Below are 18,594 nucleotides of genomic sequence, written 5' to 3'. Positions count from 1 at the left end.
CTGGACGGGACCCAGCCGTTCCGCGATCTGGAACCTGGATGTCCGAAACACTCATCAGCTCACCCCAGCTTTCTGCTCAGGCGCGACATCGTTGTGCGCGGGCTGGCCGGTTCCCGCCGAGCCGGCCGGACTGGTGGGGAAGAGCTTCGCATCCCGCGCCGAGAAGATCACCGTGGTTCGAGAACCAAGTTCGAAACGGTGCTCACCCTCCCCCGTGAGTGGGATACGGCTCGAGACAGACCGACCATCGACGAACTTGACCACGACATCGACGGAGGCGCCCCCATACTCGACATCGGCAATCGTGCCTCCTTCAACACCCATCTCTCCAGGCGCAAGTGAGTCGATAGTGCCCAACCGGATGGCCTGTTGGCGCACGCGCAGGTTCGCAGTCTCCGCCGACACATCGGGAACACGGCCAACAAGCTGTCCACTCTTGCTTGCCCATCCCGAGGGCGTTTTGTACAAGGAGATGGAGTTTCCCATGCCGATGAACTCGGCGACGAACTCTGTCGCCGGGTTCTCATACACCTCACGAGGGCGGCCCAGCTGTTCAATCTGGCCCGCACGCATGATCGCCAACCGATCCCCCAACGCCAGCGCCTCGGACTGATCATGAGTGACATAGAGTCCCGTGAATCCGACCCGTTGGTGCAACTGGTGGATCTCGTTACGCAGCTGATCACGCAAACGGGCATCGAGGTTGGACAACGGTTCATCGAACAACAGCAGGGACGGGCGGGCAACCAGCGCACGCGCCACAGCCACCCGCTGTTGCTGACCACCGCTCAACTGGCCGGGATACCGGTCGAGGAGCTCGGTACAATCCACCATCCGGGCGGCCTCGTCAATCCAGCCCTCTTTGAAGCCCTGCTTCAACCCGCGGGCTCGAAGGGGGTAACCGATATTACGGCGAACCGTCATATGCGGCCATAAGGCGAACGACTGGAAAACCATCCCCACGTCGCGGCGGTTGGGACTGAGATCAACGCGCCGCGTCGTGTCGCAGACAACTTTGTTGCCGATACTGATCCGGCCAGCGGAGGCTTGTTCAAGCCCTGCGACCATACGCAGCGTGGTCGTCTTGCCACATCCGCTCGATCCGAGCAAGACCAGCAGCTCACCCTCGTCCACAGTGAAGGTCAGATCGTTGACCGCAACGTGATTGCGACGACCAGCGAACTCCTTACGCAATCCCTGAATCTCTAGCTTGCTCAAATCTCTCCCACCTAAATAGCTTCAGTACTAAGCGCTTCAGACGCCAGCGGCGAGCTGGCGTCCGAGGCAGCAAATAATTATTGGGCCAGCAGTTGGTTCCAGCGCTGCAGGAACGCTTTGAACTGGTCGGTCGTGATTTGCGGGAGCTCGACAAGTGTGGCTCCCTTGGTGTCGATGGTCTGGGGTGTGCCACCGCGTACTGCGACGAATCCACCTTGAGCCACCGCACCCTGACCTGCCTTACCCAGCAGCCAGTTTGCGAATACCTGCGCCGCATTCAGGTGCTTGGCCGACTTCACGACCGCCAGCTCACTGGTGATGCTCTGCGTAGTCGGAGGAAGTCTGTAGTCAATTGGCGCACCGGTCGCTTTGATGGTCGCCGCGACGGCAACAGGAACTGGCAGCGAGGCAGCCACTTCCCCAGCAGCCAGCGCCGCGACTTGGGGGTTCGAACCCGCATAGATGCGGGGCTTGCCCTTAGCCGTCAACTTGTCGAGGAATCCAGAGCCCCCGGCGTCAGAGCCCTCGAACGTTTCGTACATCGCGGCGACGCTCGGACCGATCGAGGGATCTGTCGCTGCGAGCTGCGACACGTCGAGGTTCAAGTAATCCTGCCAGGAGCTGATGCCCTGCGGCAGCAACTTGGTGTTCCAAGCCCACGCATACGGCCCATCGACGAACTGTGCTACATAGGGAGTGCGCTCGTACTTGGTGCGGTCGAATTCCGGATCGCCCAGCGACGGAACAGTGAGCGGCAGCAAAGCACCCTTGGCCGCATAGCCGTCGAACGACGCGTGATCCAGATTATCGACGGCATCCGCACCGGCGTTCCCGGACGCGATCTCGGCATCCAGCCTGGCCCTGATATCTGATGGGCTCAGACGCACGTACGTCAGCTTGATGTTCGGGTAGTCCTTCGCAAACCCACTAGTTATCGCGTCGACGGTCTTCGCGTTCACGACTCCGTAAACGGTCACCTCGCCTTCCTTGTTGGCGGCGTCCTCAATCTTCGACCATTCCGCCTGGTCCATGACCTCGGCGGACGCGTCACTCGCGTTCGCACTCGGCTCGCTTACTGCTGAACCGGCTCCTCCGGACGCGCATCCTGTCAACGCAAGCAACCCGCATGCGACAACCAAGGATCCGCGCGCCATCATGCTCCTTCGCTTTCTCACAGCAATTCCTCAATTCCTCACATTGGACCCACGGCTTCGGGGATCGGGCTTCGCGCCAAAGGCGGCCTCTGGCGTGATCTAGACCACCATACAGGGATGTTGAATACGATCGCAACCGGTTAAGGCGGCTTTTTGAATACGATCGCACACGGACACCGAGCGTCCCCAGCCGGCAAGTCGAATGGTGCCAGAATGCCGGCACCGGTTTGGTCCACTACACGCTTGTGCCACACCAGCTCCCGGCCAGAGTCTTTCGGATCTGGGTACGAGTCAACGGCAATGAATGCCAATGCCAACGCGGCAGCAGAGCCGTGGGCGCGATACGCCAATCTCCAACGCCACCCTTAGCTTCGCGGCTGACTCACGACATGCTTGCGGAATTTGCGTCGACCCCCCAAATCAGCCGCAGTTAAGCCCTGGGCGCGCCGACCGCCTGGGGTAGGCATATGCTCGTCACCAGTTCCGCGCGCTGTCACTCCGGAGAGATGGGCCGATCGCTCGGCCGCGAGAGAACCGCTCAGTTCCTGCTCTTGCTCCGTTACAACTTCGTCGAGTGCGGCGAATAGCTCCTCGCGCTCCTCGGTTTCGATGAACGGTGTCTTCTCGTCGAGGCTACTGAAGGCAAGTACTCGCGTCGAGATCCATCAGGCGGGCCATGGTGGACTCATCTGGCTGCGGGCCGAGCGTCGTGAGAACCTCCCGCTTGTCGGTGACGGTCGAAAAGTGAGCCATTGTGACGGCGGCAGTGGCGAGGGTTTTGGGCATGAGCTCGTCGAATCCGGCGGGGTGGAGGTTGGAACTGATAGCGACGGAGCGTTTTTCATAGGCTGCGTCCACGACTCGGTAGAGGCCTTCGGCGGCGTCGGTGGCCACGAGCAGCAGGCCAATGTCGTCAATGACCACGAGCTCGGCTCGGAGGATCCGGGCGAAGGCCCGGGTGACACTGTCATCGGTCCGGTGGGCGCGGACGAGGACGCCGAGGTCCTCGAGCCTGAACCAGGCGACCCGCATGCCGGCTTCGACGGCCTGCTGGCCGAGGGCTTCGAGGAAGAACGTCTTCCCGGTCGCAACCCAGGATCGTCCTGGCACTGCGCGGCAGCACCAGCACCGACGGCGGAATGGGATTGCTGACAGCCATCGGCTACAGCTTCCACGACTCCCATGGGCGCCAGCTCTATGGAAGCGGTGACCGTTGGGACAGATCCAGTCCGTTCTCCGCACTGCACTCCCGGAACTGCAGGACACCGAACTCGTCGTCGCAAGCGACGTCCACAACCCCCTCCGCGGCCCCCATGGCGCACCGGCGGTCTTCGGACCCCAAAAACGCGCCAATGCGGAGGACATCGCCTTCCACGATGAGAGCCTGGGGCACGTGATCAAAATGGCAGAAGCCGGATTGACCGAAGCGGAGTCATTTGCAGCATATGAAGGCGCCGGAAGCGCCGGCGGCATCGGCTACGCCTGCCTGCTGCTCGGCGCCAAACAGGTATCGGGAGCCGACTACTTTCTGGACCTACTGGACTTCAACACCCCCAAGGACAGCTGCGATGTGGTCATCACCGGCGAAGGCAGCATCCGAACAAACCCTGGCAGGAAAACTGCCCGCCGATGTTGCGCGACGGTCAGGCACCCGCCCCATCATCGCCGTCGCCGGCCGCTCCCTGCTTCCCAAAGAGCGATGGTTCGAAATGTCCCTCACCCGGGTATACACACTGGCCGACTACACCGATCTGAACTACTCCAAGAATCCCGGGGCTCTCAGCCACCCTGCTCCGACAGATCGGCAAAGAAGTCGGAACAAAGCTCCTGTAGCTGAACTGCACTTACTGCGGGAAGCAGAAACACCCGCCCGGGGTAACGCGGGCGGGTGCCTCTGTATTCGCAATTCGACCAGGAGCTGTCTTGTTGGGCGCACACCCAAACCTGACGTCAAGCCGGTACCTGGGGTCCTTTCTGACATCAGGCTAAGAAGCCTCTGGATCGATGGAAAGACCAGAAGTAGAGGCAGTTAGCTAACAGGCACATCGAACTTCACGGTCCATGGCGGGTTCGGTGAGCGCCAACACGGCTACATTCCACTGGCAATCCGAGATTCTCTTCCACGCCCACCCCACTAAAGGGACTCCATAAAGCAGACGTAAGTGTGGACAGTGTCCACACCCCCTTTGGCAGGACAAAGCGTCCAGCCGCAACTCTTTAACGTCTTGGAGGAGCCCTCCAAGAAGAACCTTGTACCAAAGTCGGCGACGTCATGTTGTTTCCTCCCCCTATGACCATGAATAGGTGCCGGCCACCACGTACCGACCCGACAGCACCGGAAGGAGGAAGCATCTGACCCCACCACAGCAGGCGGAAGGCCCACCAGCCAGGGACTTGAACCCGCCACCCCACACACCTGAATAGGCTCCGCGGCCGCCAGGCCATAGCCCGCGCAACTAGCGTCAGAGGGACGCCACCACAAGCCATGTCAACACGTTAAAGCAAAAACCCCTGTGACGAGGGGATATGCCGTGCCGGGGGTGGGACTCGAACTGCATTCAAAGCCTTGCAAACACAGGGAGCCCGAGGAAGCATGCGGAATTCGAAGCAGTCCGAGGACAGTATTACCTGATCCGAGGGCAAGAATGTGGACAACGTCCACACCCCGTTTTGGCCCCGCCGTAAGCGTTCAACCGAAGACCGCACCCCAAACGAAGGGCTGTGGTCTTCTTTGTCCTGACAGCAGTGGCTCGCACCTCAACAGGCTTTTGCGGTACTGGAATCTACCAACGACCCACCTTGTGGAACGACTCTCACGCCGAACCACTCATGGCGCCGAGTTTTCCCCCGGCCTTATCGTGCTAAATCATGCCGCCGATACCTTGGCGTCGGTGGACAAGCAGAAGTACGAACTGCTTGTCATTCTGATATGTCCCATGATCGCTGGGCGGGTCCTCCGCGCAACCAGGTGCTACCGCGCCGACCCCGGGAACGAAAACTTCCCAGAGCGGAGTGGTATCGCTTCGGACGAAGTTTTCGTCCCGGCGCCGGTTCTCCAAGTTGCACTCCCGCCCCTCAGCCCAGCGGGTGGTCCCCTACCAGAACGACGCCCACAACCAACGACCACAGAAAACACAGCAACACAAGGGTGAAGGGAAATTTTTCAGGCCGATTCGTGTCCCGGTATCGCAAGTCCGACAGACCTGGGGACTTCATTAACATCTGCATTGTTGACCACACACATAAAGGGGCTTACCCGGGAGGACACCTCTAGGCTCCGTCCACGGCAGACGACGAAAGGACGGCTGGTCTAGGAGACTGCTGAAATAGTCACGGGTGGGGCGAGTCGGCTGGACTCAAGGGCCTGGTGGTTAAGAGCGATCCTCGCCTGATGGCCCTCCTATCGGTTCGGCGTTCGTCGCGGCCTACCTGCTAGTGCACGGGATCGTGAAGCTTGCCATCGTCGTTGCCCTGCTGATCGGATCACGGCGCGTCTACCCATGGCCAATCGCGGCCTTGATCGCGTTCCCCTTGGATTGGCCTTTCAAGCATGAGTTCCTGCTCCACTACAGGCACGAATTGCTGGAGCATCAGGATCTGAGGGACTGACCCAAGACAATACTTCCACCTCCAATGCGCATCCCGCATCGCCCTCGGGCCGGTATCTGCGGATCCACTGCTGCACACACCGGCGGGACATCCCCATCGCGGCAGCGATATGTGCTTGCGGTCACCCTTGACGGGCCCGCTCGACAATCAACCGACGGCCATTAACAGTTAGGCCGGCAGTACGGGACACGAGAACCTCCGTGATTGTGAAGACGTCAGATATCTCCACTGAGCCCGGAGGTTCTCCCCTTCCGCAACCCAACCACTGCCGCCAACCTCCTGGCCGGGTACATCTAGACCGTTACCCCCTGCCGCGCCACTTCCTTCAGGTCGACGGTTGGATCTGTCAGAGCCTCGATCATGCCTCGGACGTCCAGGCCGATCAACTGCTTGGCCTGCGTAAAATCCTTGGGGGAGTTTACGGTGTCGACGGCGACGACCACGTTGCCTGCCAGGTACACGACCGCGAACCGGCCCGTCGCGGGGTCCCCCCGGACGACGGTGGCGTCGTAGCCCGCGAGGACGCCCGCGGTCTTCAGCCGAAGGTCGTACTGATTGGACCAGAACCACGGTACCTCGGCGCCGGGACGAGGTTCGCCGGTGAGCGTCGCGATGACGGCTTTGGCATGGGCGGCGGCGTTCGGGATCGACTCGAGGCGCAGCCCGTCCGTGCCCATCAGAGCGCAGTCGCCGGCTGCCAGCACGTCGGGCAGAGTGGTGCGTCCGTGGACATCGACGAGCAGACCGTTGGGGGCGTCCGCCCCCGCCGCGGCGACGGGCTCCACATTGGGGACCACGCCGATTCCGACGACCACGACATCCGCAGGTAGCGTCTCGCCGTTCGCCAGCCGCACTCCCGTGCAACGCTTGCCATCCCCCACGATCTCGGTCACGGTGGCGTTCAGCTCGATCCGTACGCCGGCGGCTCGATGCCGATCGGTGACGAATGTCGACAGTTCGGCACCGGCGACCCGGGCGAGCACGCGGTCCTGGGCCTCCAGCACGGTGACCGAGGCACCGAGCTTTGTGGCTGAGGCAGCGACCTCCAGGCCTATGTATCCGCCGCCGATCACCACCACCTGGCTGTCCGGACCGAGCTTGCCGCGCAACCACCGGGCGTCGTCCAGGGTGCGCAGCCCGAGCACTCCGCTCAGGTCCGCCCCAGGGACAGGCAACACGCGCGGGCGACAGCCCGCGGCCCACACTAAGCTCCCGTAAGTGAACTCGCGGCCGTCGGTGGTGCGGATGGCGTGAAGGGCCGGGTCGAGCCACTCGACGGTCGTCGACGAATGCAACTCAATCGGTGACTTGAGCCAGTAAGCGGCCGAGCGCAGCGGCAGGGTGTCCTCCGGAACCTCGCCGACGAGGTACGCCTTCGACAGCGGAGGGCGCTCGTAGGGAAGCCCGGGCTCGGACCCGAGGACGGCGATCGACCCAGTGATGCCTGCGGTGACGAGCCCGACCGCGACCTGGGTCCCCGCCGGGCCCGCCCCGACAACCAGGACATCGTGGTGTGCTGACATGGAAAACCTCCGAAAAGTGGGAGAATAATAGGTTAGGCAAACTCCTGCCGAGGGCGCCGTCGCCGCAGTCGCGACGGTGCAGGGTGCCGAGGTGGACAGGGCCCCGTCGCGCCTCTTCGGCACTGGCCGATAGCCCGTTCCGGTGGATCAAGGCTAAGAGACTCTCGCAGCCCTTGTCTTCCCGGGGCTGCCCGGAGCCTCACCAACGACTCGCGAACAGTTGGAGGCAACCGGCACGTCGTTGACGACTGTGTGGATGGGCTTTCAGAGATCAGTGCTCCGGCACTGCGACCTCAATTCCGTCCAAGTCAGGGGTGATCCGGATCTGGCAGCACAATCTGCTGTGTTCGGTGCGGTCGTCCAGCACCTCGAGCATGTCCTCCTCATCTCCCGAGGCCGGTTCCAGTTGATCGAACCATTCGGGGGTGACGTGGACGTGACAGGTCGCGCACGTCAACTCGCCTCCGCATTCACCGACGATGCCGGGGATGTCCTGGGACAGGGCGGCCCGCATGACGGTCTCCCCGTCGGCCGCGTCGACCTTGCGAACCTCACCGGTCGGAATACGGAACTGGATGATGCTGGTCACTTGGCCTCCTCAGGCTCTTGTGCGCGCCGGAACACGCACGGGTGTGTAGGCTACGGGCAGTTCGGTGAACCCTGTGACGCTGGTGTCGGCCAACCAAGCCGGCCCTGTGACAGTGGTATGCATGTCGGGAAACGCCTTCAGCACGCGTGGGACGAGCGTCGCGAGCTCCATGCGCGCCAGCGGACGGCCAAGACACACATGCGGCCCGTGACCAAACGCCAGGTGAGGGTTCGGGTCTCTTCGGATATCGAACTCCTGGGCGTTGTCGAACACTCGATCGTCCCTGTTAGCCGAAACCAAAAAACACCCAACCCAATCCCCGCGCTTGATCCGCTTGCCCCGGAACTCGAAGTCTCGGCTCGCGATGCGCAACTTGTTCTTGGTCGGTGTAACCCAACGAAGAATCTCCTCGACGGTACTACTAGTCAGATTAGGATTTTCGGCGAGCATTTTACGCTGCTCAGGCTGCCTCATGAGCTCCCACATGCCAACCGCTACGGCGTTACGCGTGGTCTCCAGCCCACCCCCAATGAGTGCGACAAACCAGCTCTTCATCTCATGAATGCTGAGCTTTTCACCATCAATCTCTAGCTCACCGATTATGGTTGCGAAATCGTCCTTCGGATTCTCTCGGCGATCCAGAGCAAGTTTCGTGCAGTAATCCAGTAGCTTTTGCTGACCGAGGTCGTAAGTTTTTACAGGGTCATTGTCGATCATCCAACGCGGGTGACCAGATGACATAAACTGCCATGACGCCTCGGTAATGTAATCCCAGTCCTCCTTCGGCACCCCCACCATTTCAAGGGTGACCCTCGTCGGGAGCGCCGCGGCAATGTCCTCGACGAGATCACACTCCCCCTTCGCTGCAATCGAGTCGATAATGTCATCGACCATCTGCTCGATCCCTTGCCGCATCTTTTCGATCTGCGGCACAGTGAAATGCTTGTTGATCGGCCGACGGTAAAGGTCATGCATGGGAAAATCCAATTCGGTGATCCGCACGTCGACCCCCCGTTTGTGTCGCTCTTCAGGGGTAACCCGCTTCGGGGTGAGCGGTATCCGGCTGTTCCAGCGGGAGCTGAAGTCGTGTGCATTTTTCAGGACCTCGCTCACATCTTCGTGCCGCGTGATCGCCCAGTAATCCTTGCCGTAGCGCTCGTCCCGAACCCAGCGGACCGGGTCCTCGTCCCGCATCTGCGTGAACGCGGCATGATAGTCGGTTCCAACATAGAAATTCGGGTCTAGTAGGCCATTATCGATCGTTTTCCAGTCGATCATCCGGTCGCTCCTTCTCTAGTTTTGTGTTCGGCGGGTCGATCAGCCGCCATCAACCGCCCTTATGCGCATCGGCGCACCACCTCTCACGGAAGTTCGCGGACGGCGAGTGCCGCATCGGTCGTGTTTGTGAAGCGCATTCAAGGCGGCCCAAAATCAATCAGGACCAACCGCGGATCGGTGGATCAAGGCTAAGTCAGCGACGCGCATTCCGGGTTCCGCCAGGCATGCAGGTGAAAAAGGATGCTTGCTCAACCGGGCAAACGGGATGACCAGCCAGTCGCCCCATAGAACTCCACATAAGAGTCCGAAGGACAATCTGCATAGGCCTGTTCTCGTGTCATGCTGACGAATTTCTTTCAGCCCCGGTTGTAATCTTGATCACACCACCAAGTCTAGTACCAACTCGGTCATGTGATCAAGAACTCTTACCAAAAACTCTTCGGCGGTTCATGCCCTAGGTCACCGGCTTCTCAGGAATCAGCTCCTCACCCCAGCGCCGGCAGCACTGCACGGTTGATCAAGCGATTAAGAGTTTGTCATCGAGCCGCCGTCTAGTCCGAAGATGAGATGACCTGCCTCTGGTCGGTGGGTGCGTGGGCATCCGGAGGCGAAACAGGGCTTCCGGTGGTCTTGAAAATGGGAGTCAGGCGGCAGGGGTCGGGGAGACGGTGTAGCCGAGGCCTTCGGGTCGCAGACGTGGCCGCCTTTTTGGTGTCCGGGTCGGTGTGGCGGGTGAAGTGGTCGGCGCCGATGGCGCGTTTCTTGCCCTGCCGCCGGGCGATCCTTCGGTAACGTTCACCCAGGAAGGTATCCGTTCTGCCGGCACCGACGGCGGCTTCGCCCAACGTACGGGCGATATAGCGGTTCGCGTCCGGTCGAGCCGTTGCCTTTGGTCTTTCCCGCGGCGGAATTGATACCCGGGGAAAACTTCGCCCAGGAACAAGGTGCCCCGCGGTCGGGAACCTGGACATCAAGCGCGGTGATGTCCGCGTCGATCCCATCGATCCGCGCCAGCATCCTGGCTAGAAGGAAGCGGGGGTGCTCGTCAAAGCGGCCGGTGAAGGCCTCCTCAAGTTCGGTGATCTTGTTCCGCATGCTCGACCGCGCCAGCTGCGCGAGGACTTTCGGGTTCCGTTCAGCGCCGATGAGCGCTGCCATCATCGCCCGGCCGGAGACGCCGAAAATGTCCGAGGCGACCACGGAAAGTTTGCTCCCTGCGTCCTCCAGAAGTTTCTTAACCCGGTTCTTCTCCGCCGTCCGTGTCCCGATCAGATCGATCCGGTACCGGGCCAGATTTCGGAGCCGCCGGATCGGGGCGGCCGGGACGAAGCTGGGCCGCAGCATCTGGCGCTCCGTTGTTTCTCCTGAAGAAGGGAACAGCTAGGGAGACCGCCGCCGGGCTGTCCAAACTTTGTCCTGTTGCCAGTTGAGGGAGATCTCCATATCAAATTGGCCAAGCGTCCAAGTAAGCTGGGAAGAAATTAGAGCATTTCCAGAATCCCGCAATTCGGAGAAGCGTGAGCGAGGAGGCAGCATGCCGCAGGATCATCAGCCTGTCAGTTTCCGCCGTAGGCAGTTTGTGGAGGCCGCCATTACTGTGATCAGCCGGGAAGGTGTGGCCAGGGCGACAACTCGCCGCATCGCCGAAGTGGCCGAGCTACCAACTGCCAGCCTCCACTATTGTTTCGCGACGAAGGAAGATCTCTTCCATGCAGTCTATGAAGCCATCACAGCTGCCCGTTTTGCTGGAGTCGGTGAACGGATACAGCAAGAAGTGGGGCTTCACCAGGGCGTCGCAGATATATTGCGTTCATTCATGAAGTGGTTTCAGAGCAGTCGCGACATGCAGCTCGCCAGTTACGAGCTCACAATGTGGTCTTTGCGAAGTTCAGACTCCCAACATTTGGCTAGGCGGGTTTACCGCCGGTACCTGGATAATTGCGCCCAGCTCCTTCGTGAAGTTAGAACCGAGGAGGAACTGGATGTCGATATTGAGAATCTTTCGGGGCTCCTGGTTGGAGTGACTAATGGTCTGGTGCTGCAGTGGTTGTCGTTCGACAACTCGGAGGAAGGCATATCCACCGACAAGTGCGTGAAGATGGTTCAAAACGCGCTCTCAACCCTGAAACATGAAGCCGGAATGCCTGGCTAAGGCATTGGTTCTTTCTCGCCTCGTCCTCTTCAAGCTTGGGGGCGCTGGGCGGCCATTTCCCCTTGCCTCTACCATCCATGCCCTTGGGCTTAGGCTGGACAATTTCTATTCCTCGAGGCCTAACCCATATGGTTGAGTTGTGATTGAGTGAAGCCATGGCTGCTCCCATAGAGGATTATGCGCTGCTTGCGGACCTCCAAACCGGGCCGCTCGTCTCACGAAACGGCAGCGTCGACTGGCTCTATTTCCCGCGTTTTGACTCTCCGTGGTTATTTTGTGCACTCGTGGGAACCGCCGATCACGGTCGGTGGCTGTTGGCTCCCAGTCATGGAGGCGCAGCCGTCGTTGATCGGCGCTACCTAGATTCGGCGTTTGTGCTTCAAACAACCTGGGAAACCATCACCGTCCGGGTCTTGATTAGAGACTTCATGCCGGTGGGCTTGGACCGCTCCTCACTCCTGCGCCGAATCATGGGGCTGTATGGAACCGTCGAGATGCACCCAGAACTCACTATCCGGCCCAGCTATGGCCTGGTTATGCCATGGGTTAGTCGTGGCCACGACCATGCAGATCCCGGGGCAACGGTCCTGGTGGCCACGGCGGGTCCGGATGCGATCGCATTGAGGGGACCGCACATTCCACTGGCTTATTCGCACGGGCATGAGGGAAATTTCGCAATTTCAGGAGGAGGAGGAGGCGAAAACCGTCGATTTCGAATTGACACGGTTCCCTTCCCACCGCCAGGTTCCGGCAGCCCTTGATGTCGACGAGGCACTGGATCAAGCCGTTCAGTACTGGACCCTGTGGGTAGCCATTGTCGCCAGGACGGGGCATGCGGTGAAGCGTTCGTTGTTAGTACTCCGAGCCCTTACGCATTACGAAACGGGTGTCATCGTTGCGGCGCCGACGACACCCTTGCCCGAGGACTTCGGCGGCCCCCGGAACTGGGACTACCGTTACCGCTGTTGCGCGATGCCGCGCTGACATTGGAATCCATGCTGACCCACGGCTATGAAACGAAGGCGCTGCAGTGGCGGAATTGGCTGCTTCGGTCTCTCGCTGGCGATCCCGAAAGTCTGCAGATCATGTAGGGCGTTGGCGGAGAACGGGATTTGCCTGAGAGGGTGCTTGGTTATCTGCCCGGATACTGGAATTCGAGGCCTGTGCGTGTTGGAAACGCCGCCATCGCTCAGTTCCAGGCCGACGTCGTGGGTGAGGTCACGGTGGCGATGGAAAGGCTACGTCTGGCAGGAGGCAAGGAAGACCACTTCTCGTGGGCCCTCCAGCGTCTTCTGCTGACATTTGTCGAGAACCACATCGAGGACCGGGACTTCGGCCTTTGGGAAATGCGCCGAGATGCACAGTACTTCACGCATTCCCGGGTGATGATGTGGGCCGCTTTCGACTGCGGTATACGGGCTGCACGTGACCACGGATTGTCGGGGCTGCTGATCATTGGGAACATCTCCTGATGGGTTGCGGACGGAGATCATGCGTGAGGGGTTCGACACGGGTCTGAACTCCTTTACCCAGACTTATGGCGGAGGCCAAACCGACGCTGCACTATTGGTCATGCCTCAGGTCGGCTTCCAGGCCAACTACGCCGCGGCAAAGGCAGGGATCATCGGATTCACCCAGGCCGCGGCGAAGGAGCTCTCGAACTTTGGCATCACCGTGAAGACGGTCTCGCCGAACGCGCAGACCAGGATGATCTCCTCCATTCCCGAAGCGAGGCTTGCCGAGCTCACTGAGACGATCCCCCTTCGGCGGTTCGCCGATCCACACGAGATCGCCATCGGAGTCGGCTTCCTCGCTTCAGACGAGGCGGCCTACATAAGGGGGGTCGTGCTCCCGGTCGACGGCGGAGTGTCCATGTCGTCATCGCAACCAACGGCAAACACCACATCCTCGATAATCTTGGCGAGCAGAGGGCCATCGAGGACGTGGTGTTCAAGCAGGGCGAGGATTCGTCCCGAATCTATTCTGAGGGCGGTCCTGAAAGCGCGACCGCGGCATTTTGCTCCGCCAAGAGTGCTTCGCGGTGTTCAACCCACGCCCGGGCGGGCCTGCCCGGATGATCGACGGTCATTCCGCCGTCAGCTGTGAACTCGGATCCGGTGGAGTAGCTGGACTCGTCGGAGGCGAGGAAAAGGACCAAGTAGGCGATCTCTTCCGGCCGGCCCCAACGCCGCAAAGGCAAGGCCCACTCTGTGGGGTTGGTATCCAGCACGCCAGCGCCGTACCAGGATCCGGAGGTCGCCGACATCGGAGTCTTGATGCCACCGGGAAGCACAAGATTGACGCGAATGCCGAAAGGCCCGAACTCGATCGAGCTGCTCTTGGTGAGACCGGCCAGGGCGTGCTTAGAGGTGGTGTACCCGGTGCCTCCGGCTTCTCCACGGCCACTGTTCGTCGACCCGATATTGATGATCGATCCGCCACCTGCATGCCGCATCGGATCAAACACCGCCTTGGTGCCAAGCCAGGGGCCCACAACGTTGACCGATAGAATGTTGAGCAGATCTTCCTTCACCATCTGATCGATCGTTCGGTGCTGCGTTATCCCGGCGTTGTTCACGAGAACCGTAGGAGGTCCGAATCGCTCGATGGTTGTAGCGACCGCAGCATTCCAGTCGTCCTCGCTGGTGACGTCCAGGTGGACGTAGAGGGCGTTTTCGCCGAGGTCTGACGCCAGCGCCTGGCCAGGATCGTCGAGCACGTCCGCGATGACGACCTTCGCTCCCTCAGCGACGAAGAGTCGTGCTTCAGCCTCGCCCTGTCCTCGTGCTCCGCCCGTGATGATGGCGACCTTGCCATCCAGCCTGTTACCCACTTCACTACCCTTTCAGCCAGTTTTTCCCGTGTGTTTCGCATCGACAAGAGGCGAGGCGATGTTGCATGTTTGCGCACCACATGTGAGTGGTCGACGCGATGTTCGCGCCAGAGAGCCTTCGGCTGGCGCCTAACTGCACTCCACGCGCAGGCGGGCAAGTCGAAGTGTTTTGATGTACCAGCGTCCGTCGGCAAGTCGAACGTAGCTCTCGTGATACGTGCCGAAGTTGTGCATGTAGGCCACCGGCTCGCCCGTGGGGAGCCAGTGGTGGCTCTCGTAGCGGAAAACTGCGGTGGCAGTGGTATCGGACGTGAGCTCGATGTCAGGGTTGAAAATGTGATGGACCATGCCGTGGTCCTCCCGGGTCGATGAGACCGTGGCACGGATGGCGGCTCGGCCCACGACCGGCCATACAGCGCCCTGGCTCGCAACCGCCTCAAGATACTCGAACGCAGCCTTAGAGGCTGGTTCATTTGAACCTGGTTTGCGGGCAGTCGGGAAGTCGCTCTCATCCAGCTGCGCATCAGGAGCGAAGAGCGACTCGAACTCATCCCAGCGGCGGTGATCGATGCTGTTTGCATACTTGCTCTTGATCCGTGTGATGGCCGCGATCGCCTGCAGTTGCTCGACATCGCTCAACGTGAGTTGGCTGGATGGCATCAGTGGTCCCCTCTCGATGCGCTCATCGCGGTAACGTTCTGCCGTCGTTCGCGTGGATGCCGTGAGTAACGCCGATGAGCCCCGAATCTAGAATCGTATTCAACGGATGCTAACAGCATCCCACCACGATTGTCACGCCAACCAGCGCACAACCTGGCCTTCTGCAATCCTAGGGGCGGCCCCCTCCGGTCTGCCTACGACAATGTGGTCGAACACCCGAGGAGGGGCCATTGAGTGGAATCGGATCCATGATACGGTAGATTCGTATTCAGGGCGGTGTCTCGTCACGCTATTGTGTAAGCCGGGTTCGTCGCTACGGACTCGGGGACAATCGAAGGACTGTTTCCGCGTCACAGTTTTCTGTGCCATATACAGCAACGAAGGAGTCGCTCGCCGTGACGGAGTTCGTCGATTACCAACACAGTTATCGGCACATAAAACTGACTAGGGGTGAGGATGGAATCCTCCTGGTGCAGCTACATTCGGACAACGACTTCCTTCGCATGGGAGAAACGACTCACCGGGATCTCACCGCCGCGTTCCGGCAGATCGCTCTGGACCGCGCGAATCGGGTGGTGATCATCACCGGCACCGGTACCGACTTCATCGGCCCGCGAGCCGACGCTCCCGGAGGCCGAACCCTGACCCGCCAGAGCAACCTCGCCGACGAGTACGCAGTGTGGGAAGAACTTGCCTGGACCAATCAGCGCGAGATGAACAATGCGCTGCTTGACATCCCCGTGCCCGTGATCGCGGCGGTCAACGGTCCCGTCCGTCGCCACTGCGAACTGCCGTTGTATTCGGACATCGTGCTCGCATCCGAGACCGCCTCCTTCGAGGATTCCGCCCACTTCGATCTTCAGGATTTGGTACCGGGCGATGGTAGTCACATCTGGATGACCATGCTGCTGGGTATAAACCGCGCCCGCGCGTACATGCTCACCGGGGAGGTCATCACCGCTGAGGAGGCGCTTCGCTGGGGGCTCGTCAAGGAAGTCCTGCCACAGCAGCGCGTCCTTGAGCGTGCCTGGGAGCTCGCTCGCAGGATCGCCGAAAAATCGGATTCGACGCTCCGCTTCACGCGCTCCCTCATGGTTCAGCCGATCAAGAAGCAGACACTCGAGCTACAAGGGATGGGCCTCGCCTACGAGGCGCTCGCAGCGTTTGGCCGAGGTCTCTAACCAATGCCCTGACCTGAATGACGGATCAGAAGGAGTATTCACTGTGAAGAAGACCCTGGAGTGCCCGTGCGGTCAGACCATTCACGGGACGGATGAAGATGACCTTGTAGCCAAGGCGAATGAGCACCTTCGCGTCGAGCACCCTGGGCGGGAGTATTCGCGCGAAGAGATCCTCTTCATGGCTTTCTGAACGAGCCCTCGGCAGGCCCGCGCGTCAGGCTCAGGCGCTGTTGCGCGGTTTCGGATTCCCACGCCTGGTGATCAACAAAGGAGACTCATGAAGGATCAACTTCAGCGCTACGGGGTGTGGAAGGTAGCAGACACCTGGACACCGGCCCTGGCAAAGGAGCTGGAGACGTTGGGTTTCGGGGCTCTGTGGATCGGCGGCTCGAAGGACAGCGAACTGCACGTCGTAGAGCAACTGTTGCAGGCGACAGAGAACATCGTCATTGCCACGGGAATCATCAACGTGTGGTCCACGGATGCAGACATCGTTGGCCCAGCGTTCCATCGCATCGAGCAGCGCTTTCCTGGCAGGTTCGTTCTGGGCATTGGTGCCGGCCATCGCGAGTCCAACCAGAGCGTCTACGACAAGCCGTACACGGCAGTGAAGCACTACCTCGACCGTCTCGACGTTGGCGACGTGCCGTGCGATCGACGCGTTCTTGCCGCACTGGGCCCCGACATGGTGCGCCTATCCGGCCGTCGGTCACTGGGAGCCCATCCCTACCTCACCATTCCGGAGCATACGAAGAAGGCGCGGGATCTCCTGGGACCGCTCCCCCTCCTCGCTCCCGAGCAGAAGGTCGTCCTGGGCTCCGACCCCAGCATCACCCGCGCGGTCGGACGCGCATTCGTTGATGACCCCTACCTCCAGCGGGTCAACTACCGCAACAACCTCCTGTCCCTCGGTTACAGCGAGGACGAGATGATCAATGGCGGAAGCGACCGGCTGATCGACGACCTTGTCTTACAGGGCACCGCCGCCCGGGTAGCCGAACGGCTGGAGGGCGGCCACCACGCCGCCGGGGCCGACCACGTTGCAATCCAGCTCCTTGCGGATGGAGCGCCCACCGTCGAGTCGTATCGAGAGCTGGCACACGCTCTTGGCCTTCGCCGCGCGCGGTGACGAGGGCTCTAGCTAACGAACCAGCGTCGCTGACGCGCCGTGGTGGGAGAAAGTTGTCCTCGCGTCACTTTTGTCTCTGGTGGGTAGAGCGTGTGCGGGCGGGCAGATCATGGAGGTGTCTGCCACGGTCGACGCCGGTCAGTACTTGGTGCCGTTTGTAAGCCTGTTAGCTAGCGTGGCACGGAGGGCTTCCACGGGAACCGTGGATTGTTGCTTTGGGGCCCCGCCCTCGCCACCACAGCCCAACCAGCCAGTCGTCACCACACTTGATGCAGGCGCCTTATTCGAGGCCGACAGCACGACGTTGATGAGCCGGGAAGACGCCATCGCCGGCGTCTCCGCACTGGTCCAAGCCTGGAAGACCGGCAAGTATTCTAGGGTCGAATGCGTCGGCCGGGTGGCCGCCAGCACGCGTGCGGGAAGCGTCCGCCGGTGGCGCCATCGCGAAGCCATGATTCGGTGCAGCGCAACAGCGCGGCTGCTTCTGCGGGTTCAAAGCGATCTCCACGGGATCTCCAAAAGTAAGGCGTTGCTTTCCACTTTCATGACGGCTTGGAACCCGACCGACATGACCGGGGCTGCGCGCCGGGCAGGCAAACCCCTGGGGACAGAAATTCCGCCATGCCGACTAGTCAGACCGCTACCGCAGAAAAGCCGTGACGGAACGCTCAGTAGCGCAGCGCCAGACTGCAGGGCCTCCGGCCTCAAGTGCTCGTACACCTGTTCAGTCGTCCTCGTAGAGGCGTGCCCTAGCCGGCGCGAGATGGTAAACAAGGGCACTTCGTCCTGGATCAGCCAGGATGCGTGAGTGTGGCGGAGGTCGTGAATGCGCGGGTTTTGGTCAGGCCGATTGCCTCGGCCGCGCGAACGGCAGGAACCCAGTAGTGGTGCCAGTAAAGCTTGTGGATGATCCGCCCGCCCTTGGGCGTCGTGAACACCAGTTCCTTGCCCGGCCTGCTTGCCACCAGCGGGATCAGCAGCTCCACAAGAGCAGGGTCGAGTCCGATGGTGCGCTTCCCGGCACCTGTCTTCGTCGCCCCGATGTAGTACTGGTTCTGGCCGTCTCGTTTCCATGCCTTGTTTATCCGAGCGGTGGGCGACTTGGACAGCAGATCAACGTCCGCGACGGTCAGCGCCGTGGCCTCCCCGAAACGAGTACCGGTCATGACCAGGTGGGGTTAACCTCTGTTGGTGGACACCTGAAGTAGCGGGATCCTTGGATTCTGCGGAAAGGTGTTCTTGTGAGCACGACACGACGTAAATTCACT

General features: G+C 60.9%; 20 protein-coding genes and 1 pseudogene. 9 read left to right on the top strand and 12 right to left on the bottom strand.

The features are described 5' to 3' along the window. Window positions 1-54 precede the first annotated feature (54 nt). The 3 genes from BMX78_RS08290 to BMX78_RS08280 form a co-directional block, all read right to left on the bottom strand. A complete protein-coding gene (locus tag BMX78_RS08290) occupies window positions 55-1,218 on the bottom strand; it encodes an ABC transporter ATP-binding protein (RefSeq protein WP_091418567.1) in 1,164 nt (387 codons plus the stop codon). A 77-nt stretch (window positions 1,219-1,295) separates the two neighbouring features. Next, window positions 1,296-2,249, bottom strand: coding sequence for an ABC transporter substrate-binding protein (locus BMX78_RS08285; RefSeq protein WP_170850741.1), 954 nt, complete (start codon window positions 2,247-2,249; stop codon window positions 1,296-1,298). 756 nt (window positions 2,250-3,005) lie between these two features. Then, window positions 3,006-3,482, bottom strand: coding sequence for an ATP-binding protein (locus BMX78_RS08280; protein ID WP_286138865.1), 477 nt, complete (start codon window positions 3,480-3,482; stop codon window positions 3,006-3,008). A gap of 103 nt (window positions 3,483-3,585) precedes the next feature. On the opposite strand from BMX78_RS08280, the gene BMX78_RS08275 reads away from it, so the two are divergent. After that, a complete protein-coding gene (locus BMX78_RS08275) occupies window positions 3,586-4,209 on the top strand; it encodes a glycerate kinase (protein ID WP_286138864.1) in 624 nt (207 codons plus the stop codon). A 1,707-nt stretch (window positions 4,210-5,916) separates the two neighbouring features. Here BMX78_RS08275 and BMX78_RS23640 read toward each other — a convergent pair. The 5 genes from BMX78_RS23640 to BMX78_RS08245 all read right to left on the bottom strand — a co-directional run bounded on the left by BMX78_RS23640 (window position 5,917) and on the right by BMX78_RS08245 (window position 10,715). Further along, window positions 5,917-6,090 carry a helix-turn-helix domain-containing protein gene (locus tag BMX78_RS23640; RefSeq protein ID WP_353615436.1) on the bottom strand — a complete coding sequence of 58 codons (174 nt, stop codon included), beginning with the start codon at window positions 6,088-6,090 and terminating at the stop codon, window positions 5,917-5,919. Between the two features lie 184 nt (window positions 6,091-6,274). After that, a complete protein-coding gene (locus tag BMX78_RS08260; protein ID WP_091418563.1) occupies window positions 6,275-7,504 on the bottom strand; it encodes an NAD(P)/FAD-dependent oxidoreductase in 1,230 nt (409 codons plus the stop codon). Window positions 7,505-7,775: 271 nt separating this feature from the next. Continuing rightward, a complete protein-coding gene (locus tag BMX78_RS08255) occupies window positions 7,776-8,093 on the bottom strand; it encodes a 2Fe-2S iron-sulfur cluster-binding protein (RefSeq protein WP_286138863.1) in 318 nt (105 codons plus the stop codon). 9 nt (window positions 8,094-8,102) lie between these two features. Continuing rightward, window positions 8,103-9,371 carry a cytochrome P450 gene (locus BMX78_RS08250; RefSeq protein ID WP_091418561.1) on the bottom strand — a complete coding sequence of 423 codons (1,269 nt, stop codon included), beginning with the start codon at window positions 9,369-9,371 and terminating at the stop codon, window positions 8,103-8,105. Between the two features lie 795 nt (window positions 9,372-10,166). Then, complete coding sequence (locus BMX78_RS08245) at window positions 10,167-10,715, bottom strand: hypothetical protein (protein WP_211482559.1); 549 nt, start codon at window positions 10,713-10,715, stop codon at window positions 10,167-10,169. A gap of 190 nt (window positions 10,716-10,905) precedes the next feature. Here BMX78_RS08245 and BMX78_RS08240 point away from each other — a divergent pair, with 190 nt between their 5' ends. The 5 genes and pseudogenes from BMX78_RS08240 to BMX78_RS23635 form a co-directional block, all read left to right on the top strand. Next, entirely contained in the window at window positions 10,906-11,523 is a 618-nt protein-coding gene (locus BMX78_RS08240) for a TetR/AcrR family transcriptional regulator (RefSeq protein WP_091418560.1), read from the top strand. A 155-nt stretch (window positions 11,524-11,678) separates the two neighbouring features. After that, on the top strand, window positions 11,679-12,284 hold the full coding sequence (locus BMX78_RS23395; RefSeq protein ID WP_286138862.1) for a trehalase-like domain-containing protein: 606 nt from the start codon (window positions 11,679-11,681) through the stop codon (window positions 12,282-12,284). Next, on the top strand, window positions 12,184-12,507 hold the full coding sequence (locus BMX78_RS23390; protein WP_091418558.1) for a hypothetical protein: 324 nt from the start codon (window positions 12,184-12,186) through the stop codon (window positions 12,505-12,507). Before BMX78_RS23395 ends, BMX78_RS23390 begins: the two co-directional genes overlap by 101 nt. 179 nt (window positions 12,508-12,686) lie before the next feature. Further along, the gene (locus BMX78_RS23385) at window positions 12,687-12,995 is read left to right on the top strand and encodes a glycoside hydrolase family 15 protein (RefSeq protein WP_091418557.1); all 309 of its coding nucleotides are present in this window, start codon (window positions 12,687-12,689) and stop codon (window positions 12,993-12,995) included. A gap of 19 nt (window positions 12,996-13,014) precedes the next feature. Next, window positions 13,015-13,335, top strand: a pseudogene (locus BMX78_RS23635) (SDR family oxidoreductase); the annotation flags it as partial. A 166-nt stretch (window positions 13,336-13,501) separates the two neighbouring features. Here BMX78_RS23635 and BMX78_RS08220 read toward each other — a convergent pair. Both BMX78_RS08220 and BMX78_RS08215 read right to left on the bottom strand, forming a co-directional pair. Next, window positions 13,502-14,356 (bottom strand): SDR family NAD(P)-dependent oxidoreductase, encoded by an 855-nt coding sequence (locus tag BMX78_RS08220; protein ID WP_091418553.1) that lies wholly within the window; start codon window positions 14,354-14,356, stop codon window positions 13,502-13,504. A gap of 129 nt (window positions 14,357-14,485) precedes the next feature. After that, window positions 14,486-15,016 carry a nuclear transport factor 2 family protein gene (locus tag BMX78_RS08215; RefSeq protein WP_091418551.1) on the bottom strand — a complete coding sequence of 177 codons (531 nt, stop codon included), beginning with the start codon at window positions 15,014-15,016 and terminating at the stop codon, window positions 14,486-14,488. A 395-nt stretch (window positions 15,017-15,411) separates the two neighbouring features. On the opposite strand from BMX78_RS08215, the gene BMX78_RS08210 reads away from it, so the two are divergent. From BMX78_RS08210 to BMX78_RS08200, 3 genes are all read left to right on the top strand, one after another. After that, the gene (locus BMX78_RS08210) at window positions 15,412-16,197 is read left to right on the top strand and encodes an enoyl-CoA hydratase/isomerase family protein (protein ID WP_170850739.1); all 786 of its coding nucleotides are present in this window, start codon (window positions 15,412-15,414) and stop codon (window positions 16,195-16,197) included. A 43-nt stretch (window positions 16,198-16,240) separates the two neighbouring features. Continuing rightward, on the top strand, window positions 16,241-16,387 hold the full coding sequence (locus tag BMX78_RS08205; protein ID WP_091418548.1) for a DUF1059 domain-containing protein: 147 nt from the start codon (window positions 16,241-16,243) through the stop codon (window positions 16,385-16,387). Between the two features lie 87 nt (window positions 16,388-16,474). Continuing rightward, entirely contained in the window at window positions 16,475-17,326 is an 852-nt protein-coding gene (locus BMX78_RS08200) for a TIGR03620 family F420-dependent LLM class oxidoreductase (protein WP_091418546.1), read from the top strand. Window positions 17,327-17,818: 492 nt separating this feature from the next. On the opposite strand, the gene BMX78_RS23380 is transcribed toward BMX78_RS08200, so the two are convergent. Continuing rightward, on the bottom strand, window positions 17,819-18,106 hold the full coding sequence (locus BMX78_RS23380) for a hypothetical protein (RefSeq protein WP_286138861.1): 288 nt from the start codon (window positions 18,104-18,106) through the stop codon (window positions 17,819-17,821). A gap of 11 nt (window positions 18,107-18,117) precedes the next feature. Beyond that, on the bottom strand, window positions 18,118-18,492 hold the full coding sequence (locus BMX78_RS08195) for a site-specific integrase (protein WP_286138860.1): 375 nt from the start codon (window positions 18,490-18,492) through the stop codon (window positions 18,118-18,120). Window positions 18,493-18,594 lie beyond the last annotated feature (102 nt).

The sequence above is a fragment of the Arthrobacter sp. OV608 genome, from assembly GCA_900110595.1.
Classification (GTDB): Bacteria; Actinomycetota; Actinomycetes; order Actinomycetales; family Micrococcaceae; genus Arthrobacter.
This window is presented reverse-complemented; position numbering and strand designations above follow the sequence as displayed.